This window comes from Prosthecobacter sp., from assembly GCF_044222345.1.
In the GTDB taxonomy this organism is placed as follows: Bacteria; Verrucomicrobiota; Verrucomicrobiia; order Verrucomicrobiales; family Verrucomicrobiaceae; genus Prosthecobacter.
The window spans coordinates 1-7,685 of record NZ_JBGANL010000106.1 but is presented as its reverse complement, the minus strand read 5'-3'; the positions used below and the strand labels follow the sequence as shown (position 1 = coordinate 7,685).

Here is a 7,685-nt window from a genome sequence, read left to right as displayed (position 1 = left end):
CAGGGCGCAGCTCTTTGCTGGGAGCGCCGATATTTTATCGGCTCTGGGGAGAGCTCCGCCGCACGGGCGAGCGGCGTGTTTATCGAGCGTTTCTTTGCATGTCGAGAGCGATGGACCACTCGCCGGAGCCGATGTGGACATCGGCGCTCCCAGTACAGAAGGCGCGGAGATAAAAAAACAGCCGCTGGAGGAGATCCAGCGGCTGCTTCAGAAGGAGTTGGTCAATCCAGGACTCAGGCCAGCGCGGCGAGGCGCTTGGTCAGGGCGTCTTTGGACTGCACGCCCACGACGGTGTCCACGGCCTTGCCGTCCTTGAAGAAGACCATCATCGGGATGGAGCGCACGCTGAACTGGGAGGCCAGATTTGGCGATTCATCCACGTTCACCTTGCCGATCTTCACCTTGTCGCCCTGCTCCTTGGCCAGATCGTCGAGGATCGGTCCCAGCATGCGGCATGGGCCGCACCATTCAGCCCAGAAGTCCACGAGCACCGGCACGGTGGAGGAGGTGACTTCGGATTCAAAATTTGCTTCGGTGAGGGTGAGGACTGCTTCGCTGGCCATGGTGGATGGAGTGGGGGGTTGAGAAAAAGGTTACGGATGCACGCTGGCATCAGAGGCACACGAATCAACGAAAGTTTTCACCATCTCCGCACTCCGGGGGCGGTTTCCGTTTGAGGCGTGCCGTGCGGGCCGCTCCGGGCGGGTTCACAATTCACCGGCCAGAATCTTCCGTGCCACCGTCAGCAGTTTCACGTGCCCGTCCTGGGGCGGCACGGTCGCCTGGGCATCACTTACGGCCTTGGAGATGAGTGTGATGGAGACGTTCGGATGCTCTTGCGAGAGTTCGTGCTGGACGTCGTGCCATTCAGATTCAAGCCACTCGCGCTGGAGACTTGGGGGCATGCTGAGCCAGCCCGAAATGTGACGACAATCGCACTGGCTTGACTCCGTAGAGTACGTCAGACCTCATCGCAGGTGTGGCGGAGTTATTGCCAGGGGTGGCGGACGAATGTGAAAAACTCTTTCTTGCTGTCCGGCCGGATTCTCGGCTGAATACTGGCTCATGAGACTACGCCATGACTCCGAGGGCCTTTCCGGCCGGAAGTTGAAGCGTTTGCTGCATCAGCTCTGCGAGCGCGCGCAGGAGGATGTGCTCAGAATTTCCATCCATGAAGAGAGCGCGACGCACCAGCTGCGCCTGCGCGTGAAGAAGATGATGGCCCTGCTCCGCCTGGCCAATCCGGGCATCGAAGAACACACGCTGCAGGCCATGCGGCAGCACCTGCGCGCCGTGAAAAACGCCTGCGCCGGCAATCGCGAGTACGTCGTGCAGAGCAGGCTTATCGACAAGCTCACCCGCCGTTTTCATCTCTCGGCCAAGCACCGCCCGCAGCTGCCCGGCCAGCCGCTCAAAGCGCCGCCCGCCTGTGATCTGCATCACCAGCTTTATGCCGTGGGCCGGCTGATCGACAGCACGTGCATCCAGTCGCTGTCCGAAGAGCAGATCCTGGAGGAGCACGCGCGCTGCTACCGCAAAGGCCGCCAGCTCATGAAGCAGGCCTGCGAGACCACGAACCCGCGCACCCTGCACCGCTGGCGGCACCGCGTGAAGGATCTGTACTTTCAAACCCTGGTGCTCTCCCACCTGCGCGGTGCGGAGCGGCGCATCCGGCGCACGCGGCGCCTCGGCCACCTTCTGGGCCGGGATCAGGACCTGGCCAATCTCGCGGCGGAGCCGGCCTTCGCCGTGCGGCGCAGCCCCTGGGTGCAGGTGATCCACGAGCACCGCGACCACCTGCGGGAGCGCTACCTCGCGCTGGGCCACAAGCTCTACGCCCCGCCAGCCACACGCTTCAGCGGCAGGCTGCTGCAGAGCGCCTGATCCGCCGTGCCATGGCGCAGGACAGCGGGCGGAGAACGCCTACCAGAAAATACTGGAAAGCAGCAGCACCTCACAGCCGCGCCGCCGGGTTCTCTCCGAGGCGGGGCTGGTTCTATAGCCATTCGCAAAACGGATTTCCGGAAAGCGAGCGTGGAGACGCTCGGCGGTGGCTTGAGGACAAGCCGCCCTACCTCGCGCCGGGTGCTCGCATGCCCAGTGCTGGTAGGGCTGGCTGTCCGCCGTCGACGTGTCCTGCGTAGCTCGACGCAGGAGAGCGAAGAAGGAAGGCCATGATGCCTGAGGGCTGGTAGGGACGCGTTGTGCGCGTCCCTGGAATCCTTCGTCCCAGCGCTTTCTCGCGGCCCCTGAGCATCGCATCTCACCCAGCGCTAAACCTCCCGCAGCGTCTTTTGCCATCACGCTGCAGCAGGCTGCTAGGACGGCGCACCTTTTTTGGGTGCCTGCGGGTGCCATAGACCCGAAAAGTGGGACGCGCACAACGCATCCCTACCAGCCCTGGAGCAGCGCGGCAAGGACGGCGCACCTTTTTGGGGAGCCTGCGGGTGCCACAGACCCGAAAAGTGGGACGCGCACAACGCATCCCTACCAGCCCTGGAGCAGCGCGGTAGGAAGGGGCATTTCGGAAATCCGTTTCGCAAACCGCCATACCTTGTTAAGCGTCCGGGGCGAGGCGGAGCGGTCCTTGTTCCGCAGGAACAAGGCTGCTTGGCTGCGCTGAGATGTCAGCGAAAGCAGCCTGCCTGAGGATCTCGTCCAACCATGTCGATCTAGGTTCTCGGCAGCAGGATGGGTATCCCGTTGTCGATCACAAAGATCCGCGTGCCGTCGGCGGTGGCCAGGGCGGCGTCCACTTTGTTCGCGGCGCACTCCTCGGGGGTGGCGCGGCGCAGGGGCTGGTGCGTGTCCGGGCAGCGCAGCAGGGGGAGGAAATCTTCAAGCCATGGGGTTTCGTTTTGCATCAGTATTCAGCCATGGTGGGGTCAATTTCACGCGCCCAGGCGATGATGCCGCCGGAGATGTTCCAGACGTTTTCAAAGCCCTGATCGCGCAGGAGGCTGACGGCACGCGCGCTGCGGCCGCCGCTCTTGCAATGAACGAGGATGCGCCGGTCGCGCGGCAGCTCGGCGCTGCGGGTCCCGAGCTCGCCGAGGGGGATGAGGACCGCGCCTGCGATGCGTGAGATGGTTTGCTCATGCGGCTCGCGCACATCCAGCAGGAAATGGTCGTCTCCGGCTTCGCGGAGTTCTTTGAGTTCGTGAACGGTCATGGTGGGAACATCTGGAGGGGCGGCGGCGGCGGTGATGCCGCAGAAGCCCTGGTAGTCGATGGGTTCGGTGATGGTGGGATTCTCTCCGCAGACGGGGCAGGCGGGATCGCGGCGCAGGGTCAGGGTGCGGAAGCGCATGCTGAGGGTGTCCACGTGCAGCAGCTTGCCGAGGAGCGGCTGGCCGATGCCGGTGATGAGCTTGATGGCCTCCAGCGCCTGCATGGTGCCAATGAGGCCCGGCAGCACGCCGAGCACGCCGCCTTCCGCACAGGAGGGCACCATGCCGGGAGGCGGGGGCTGCGGGCACATGCAGCGGTAGCAGGGCGCGCCGAGGTGCGGGGCAAAGACGCCCACCTGCCCGTCAAAGCGCAGGATGCTGCCATACACATTCGGTTTGCGCAGCCACACGGCCACATCGTTGCTGAGGTAGCGCGTGGGGAAATTGTCCGTGCCGTCAATGATGACATCGTAGTCCGCCGCGATCTTCATGGCATTGGCCGCGGTGAAAAGCTCCGGGTAAACCTGGATGTCCACGTGCGGATTCACATCCGCCAGGCGGTCGCGCGCGGCGTCCAGCTTTTTGCGCCCGAGGTCCTTCTGCCCAAAGAGGATCTGCCGCTGCAGGTTGGTGATCTCCACCGCATCCGGGTCCACCAGGCCGAGTCCGCCGATGCCTGCCGCCGCGAGATAGAGGGTGATGGGCGAGCCCAGGCCCCCTGCCCCGATGCAGAGCACGCGCGCCGCGCGCAGCTTGCGCTGGCCTTCGATCCCGAATTCGGGGATGGCCAGATGCCGCGCGTAGCGGCTCAGTTCGTCGGGGGTGAGGTCGGGCATGAGCCTCCCACCATGGCATGCAGAATCGACAGCGCAACGATCCAGCGGTTGCGGGAGGGCCTGGCGTGCCTACATTCTTGTCATGCCTGATTGGACACCCCCAACCCAAGTCAATCTGGTCGATCTGGGCTTCATGGACTCGCGTTCGAAGCTCATCGACCTCGCCGCCTTTCTGGACCGCGTGCAGCGCGCCGGGCAGGAGGGCGACTTCCGCGTGCAGGCCCTGAAAAACGCCATCGCCCTGCTCTCCCAGGACCAGCCCCAGCGCGCGAAGGATGTACTGCTGAGTTTCAGCGATCCAAGCACCGCACCCGTGGAGAAAGCGGCAATGCAGGGCGCGATCGGAGCGTATAAGAAATGAGGTTGGTCGTTGCGGGCAGTCGTTTGTGATTGCCGCCCGACGACCGGAAACTTTCGCCAACCACTTCCCCCATGAATTACATCGAGCCCCACGGCCACATGGTCAGCCGCACCACGGATGACTATGAGCGCATGGCCATCGCCGGCTGCCAGGCGATCTGCGAACCTGCGTTCTGGGCCGGCTATGACCGCGCCAGCGCGGAGGGATTTTATGATTACTTCCGCCAGATCACCGACTATGAGCCGAAGCGTGCGGCGAAGTTTGGCATCCAGCATTACTCCTGGCTGTGCATCAATCCGAAGGAAGCGGAGGATCTGAAGCTGGCGGATGACGTGATCGCGCTGATCCCGCAGTTCATCGACAAGCCGGGTGTGCTGGGCATTGGCGAGATCGGCCTGAACAAGAACAGCCGCAACGAGCTGAAGATTTTTGAGCAGCATGTGCAAGTGGCGCAGGACTACGATGCGCTGGTGCTGATCCACACGCCGCATCTTGAAGACAAGCTCAAGGGCACGCGGCTGATCGTGGAGGCGCTGAAAAACTTCCCCAAGATCAAGCCCGAGCGCGTGATCATCGACCACGTGGAGGAGCACACGATTGACCATGTGCTGGATCACGGCTTCTGGGCGGGCATCACGCTGTATCCGGAGAGCAAGTGCACGCCGAACCGCGCCATCGACATGCTGGAGCAGCGCCACGCCGAACAAATCTGGATGAACAGCGCCTGCGACTGGGGCATCAGCGATCCGCTGGCCGTGCCGAAGACCATGCAGGCGATGCGCCAGCGCGGGTGGACGACTGAGATGATTCAGCGGGTGGCGTGGGATAACCCGCGCAAGTTCATGGGGCAGTGTGAGAAGTTTAAGCTTTAAATCATGCCGAGAAAAGTCCGCGAACTCATCCGAGATCTGCTCTGTGCCGGGTTTTCCCAATCAGCGGGAGGAGGCAAAGGTTCACATCGCAAATTTTACCATTCGCGCTATCCTGGTGCGGTCACTGTCAGTGGAAAAGAAGGTTCTGATGTGAAACATTATCAGGAGAAGCAAATCCGCCAAGCTATCGACAAAACACTCGAATGAAAACCGCCGACAAATATCACAAATGGGTCGATTGGAGCGCCAAGGATGGTGTTTACGTCGGTCATTGCCCTGATTTGATCACTGGAATTCATGGTGATAATCCCGTGAAACTTTATGAAGAGCTTTGCGAAGTCGTGGACGAAGTCATCAGCGATCTAGCCAAAGCGGGACGCCGCTTGCCCAAGCCGCGAGTACGGCCAATGCTTGAATGCGCATGACGCATGCATGCCGATGTCCGAAACCGAAGTCAGCCAACCACCAGTGATACCTCTGCTCACTCCAGAGCAGATGGAGAGAATACTGGCGTCACGAAAGCCGATAACCGCTGAAGAGTTGAAGCGTCAAATGGAGGCCTTCATGGGCCGTCCTAGCCGCCAAGGCAGAAAGAAAGTTTGTGTGAATGGGCAGGACGTCTGGGTCTGTTGTTAATGGCTGGAGTTGTCTTGCGTTGTTTTGGAGGAAGCGTGCAGGAGGATGTTTTCACTGCGAGCGCGAAGCGTCTTGGAGTGCGGCGGCAGAGATTGCACGGTGCATGCCTGCATCGACGACACCGCTTTCGGGAGGTGAAGAACGCTCTTCGTCGTGTGCCCACCCTCCAGCCTGCGAAAGCGGCGTCGCGCCCAGGCTTGCCGCACGCACTCCAAGACGCTCCGCGTTTGCGATGGCACTGGTCTAAACAAGGCTCATAACCGTTGAACATCCGCACGCCTGCGTCCAAAGTCAGCGTCCTGACTGAATGACCACGCCCAGCCTCGACACCATCGCTCTCATTGCCGGAAACGGCATCTATCCGGAAACCTTTGTGGCTGCGGCGCGGAAGGCCGGGGTGAAGAAGCTGGTGGCGGCGGCCTTCACGAATGAGACGAAGCCGGAGCTGGCGGGAATGGTGGATGCCATCGAGTGGTTTCGTGTGGGGCAGCTGGGGAAGATGATTTCCTTTTTCAAAAAGCAGGGCGTGACGCAGACGGTGATGGTGGGGCAGATCGCGCCGAAGAATCTCTTCGATCTGCGCCCGGACTTCCGCACGCTGATCATGATGGCGAAGCTGAAGCAGAGGAATGCGGAGACGCTGTTTGGCGGGATCGCCAATGAGCTGGCGAAGGACGGCATCACGCTGCTGCCAGCGACGACGTTTCTCGAAGACCTCATGCCGAAGGCGGGCCATGTGGCGGGGCCGCAGATCAAAAAGCGGCGGCAGGAGGATGCGGAGTACGGATTCAAGATCGCCAAGGAAAGCAGCCGGCTGGACATCGGCCAGACGGTGGTGGTGAAGAACGGCACGGTGCTGGCGGTGGAGGCGTTTGAGGGCACGAATGAAGCCGTCAAGCGCGGCGGCTCTCTGGGCCGTGGCGGTGCGACGATGGTGAAAGTTTCGAAGCCGAAGCAGGACATGCGCTTTGATGTGCCCGTGGTGGGACCGGAGACGATCCGCACGGCGGCGGCTGCCGGAGTGGATCTGATCGCCGTGGAGGCGGGCATGACCCTGCTGCTCGGGCGGGAGGAAGTTTTCCGTCTCTGTCAGGAGCTCAAGGTGACGCTGCTGGCCCTGGCTTGAAGTTCCCACATGCGCCTGCCGCCATGTGGTGAGCAGCACAATTCTTAGCTCGTATTTCAGCCACGTTTAGGTCTAAGTGGGCACATATCGGAATATTCCGATGTTCAAGCAACATCCTCCCCGGCTCATCAACTTACGCATCCAATGAAAACGAAACGCAACCACGCTTTTACTCTGATCGAGCTGCTGGTGGTGATCACGATCACTGCCATTCTCGCGAGCCTGGCTGTGCCCGCCTTCACCCGCATGGCCCAGATTCAGGAAAACCAGATGAAAGGGGTCAACAACTGCAAGCAAATCATCCTCTCCCTGAAGATGTTCGCCGCAGACAACCGCAGCCAATATTCTGACTCGGTGCAGAACCCGCTGACAGGCGCCCTGGCGCAGAACGCCAATGACGCCTTCCGCTTCTTGATCCAGGAGCTGATCGCGGCAGAGATCCCGGCAGATGAGCGCACCTTTGGCTGCCCCGCCGGCTACAATCCGGACAACAACATCGGCAAGGCTCCTGACTACCGCAATGCGCTGATGCCCGGAGAAAACCGGTTCATCCGGGAAGTTGGTGCATACGAGGCGGGATGATGGCAGAGGGGAGCAATGAGCCAGAGTTTGCTATATCACGCCTTTGGCGTGCGCGAAGGCTACGAGTATCGCAGCACGAAGTATGTGGAGGGCCGGGTGGAG

Annotated in this window: 11 protein-coding genes; 7 read left to right on the top strand and 4 right to left on the bottom strand. The window is 61.5% G+C overall.

What is annotated here, in order from left to right; translation table 11 throughout:
* Window positions 1-233 precede the first annotated feature (233 nt).
* Window positions 234-563, bottom strand: coding sequence for a thioredoxin (trxA, locus tag ACILSL_RS26280; protein WP_395735047.1), 330 nt, complete (start codon window positions 561-563; stop codon window positions 234-236).
* Between the two features lie 144 nt (window positions 564-707).
* Window positions 708-905 carry a hypothetical protein gene (locus ACILSL_RS26275; RefSeq protein WP_395735046.1) on the bottom strand — a complete coding sequence of 66 codons (198 nt, stop codon included), beginning with the start codon at window positions 903-905 and terminating at the stop codon, window positions 708-710.
* A gap of 160 nt (window positions 906-1,065) precedes the next feature.
* Here ACILSL_RS26275 and ACILSL_RS26270 point away from each other — a divergent pair, with 160 nt between their 5' ends.
* A complete protein-coding gene (locus ACILSL_RS26270) occupies window positions 1,066-1,884 on the top strand; it encodes a CHAD domain-containing protein (protein ID WP_395735045.1) in 819 nt (272 codons plus the stop codon).
* Between the two features lie 788 nt (window positions 1,885-2,672).
* On the opposite strand, the gene ACILSL_RS26265 is transcribed toward ACILSL_RS26270, so the two are convergent.
* Window positions 2,673-2,864, bottom strand: a complete 192-nt coding sequence (locus ACILSL_RS26265; protein ID WP_395735044.1) for a hypothetical protein — start codon at window positions 2,862-2,864, stop codon at window positions 2,673-2,675.
* Window positions 2,864-4,006: a molybdopterin-synthase adenylyltransferase MoeB gene (gene moeB / locus ACILSL_RS26260; RefSeq protein ID WP_395735043.1), complete on the bottom strand. Its 1,143-nt coding sequence runs from the start codon at window positions 4,004-4,006 to the stop codon at window positions 2,864-2,866. Before moeB ends, ACILSL_RS26265 begins: the two co-directional genes overlap by 1 nt.
* Before the next feature lie 82 nt (window positions 4,007-4,088).
* Between moeB and ACILSL_RS26255 the strand changes: the two genes are divergently transcribed.
* The 6 genes from ACILSL_RS26255 (at window position 4,089) to ACILSL_RS26230 (ending at window position 7,583) form a co-directional block, all read left to right on the top strand.
* On the top strand, window positions 4,089-4,367 hold the full coding sequence (locus ACILSL_RS26255) for a hypothetical protein (protein WP_395735042.1): 279 nt from the start codon (window positions 4,089-4,091) through the stop codon (window positions 4,365-4,367).
* A gap of 71 nt (window positions 4,368-4,438) precedes the next feature.
* Window positions 4,439-5,239 carry a TatD family hydrolase gene (locus tag ACILSL_RS26250; RefSeq protein ID WP_395735041.1) on the top strand — a complete coding sequence of 267 codons (801 nt, stop codon included), beginning with the start codon at window positions 4,439-4,441 and terminating at the stop codon, window positions 5,237-5,239.
* Window positions 5,240-5,242: 3 nt separating this feature from the next.
* Complete coding sequence (locus ACILSL_RS26245) at window positions 5,243-5,446, top strand: type II toxin-antitoxin system HicA family toxin (protein WP_395735040.1); 204 nt, start codon at window positions 5,243-5,245, stop codon at window positions 5,444-5,446.
* Entirely contained in the window at window positions 5,443-5,664 is a 222-nt protein-coding gene (locus ACILSL_RS26240; RefSeq protein ID WP_395735039.1) for a pilus assembly protein HicB, read from the top strand. Before ACILSL_RS26245 ends, ACILSL_RS26240 begins: the two co-directional genes overlap by 4 nt.
* Window positions 5,665-6,182: 518 nt before the next feature.
* Window positions 6,183-7,001, top strand: coding sequence for an LpxI family protein (locus tag ACILSL_RS26235; protein ID WP_395735038.1), 819 nt, complete (start codon window positions 6,183-6,185; stop codon window positions 6,999-7,001).
* A gap of 144 nt (window positions 7,002-7,145) precedes the next feature.
* Window positions 7,146-7,583 carry a type II secretion system protein gene (locus ACILSL_RS26230; protein ID WP_395735037.1) on the top strand — a complete coding sequence of 146 codons (438 nt, stop codon included), beginning with the start codon at window positions 7,146-7,148 and terminating at the stop codon, window positions 7,581-7,583.
* Window positions 7,584-7,685: the final 102 nt, after the last annotated feature.

Bases quoted from the DNA above. Each gene is read 5' to 3' on its own strand.
- moeB (WP_395735043.1), bottom strand. From the start codon at position 4,006: ATGCCCGACCTCACCCCCGACGAACTGAGCCGCTACGCGCGGCATCTG.
- ACILSL_RS26250 (WP_395735041.1), top strand. From the start codon at position 4,439: ATGAATTACATCGAGCCCCACGGCCACATGGTCAGCCGCACCACGGAT.
- ACILSL_RS26245 (WP_395735040.1), top strand. From the start codon at position 5,243: ATGCCGAGAAAAGTCCGCGAACTCATCCGAGATCTGCTCTGTGCCGGG.
- trxA (WP_395735047.1), bottom strand. From the start codon at position 563: ATGGCCAGCGAAGCAGTCCTCACCCTCACCGAAGCAAATTTTGAATCC.
- ACILSL_RS26235 (WP_395735038.1), top strand. From the start codon at position 6,183: ATGACCACGCCCAGCCTCGACACCATCGCTCTCATTGCCGGAAACGGC.
- ACILSL_RS26230 (WP_395735037.1), top strand. From the start codon at position 7,146: ATGAAAACGAAACGCAACCACGCTTTTACTCTGATCGAGCTGCTGGTG.
- ACILSL_RS26265 (WP_395735044.1), bottom strand. From the start codon at position 2,864: ATGCAAAACGAAACCCCATGGCTTGAAGATTTCCTCCCCCTGCTGCGC.
- ACILSL_RS26270 (WP_395735045.1), top strand. From the start codon at position 1,066: ATGAGACTACGCCATGACTCCGAGGGCCTTTCCGGCCGGAAGTTGAAG.
- ACILSL_RS26255 (WP_395735042.1), top strand. From the start codon at position 4,089: ATGCCTGATTGGACACCCCCAACCCAAGTCAATCTGGTCGATCTGGGC.
- ACILSL_RS26275 (WP_395735046.1), bottom strand. From the start codon at position 905: ATGCCCCCAAGTCTCCAGCGCGAGTGGCTTGAATCTGAATGGCACGAC.
- ACILSL_RS26240 (WP_395735039.1), top strand. From the start codon at position 5,443: ATGAAAACCGCCGACAAATATCACAAATGGGTCGATTGGAGCGCCAAG.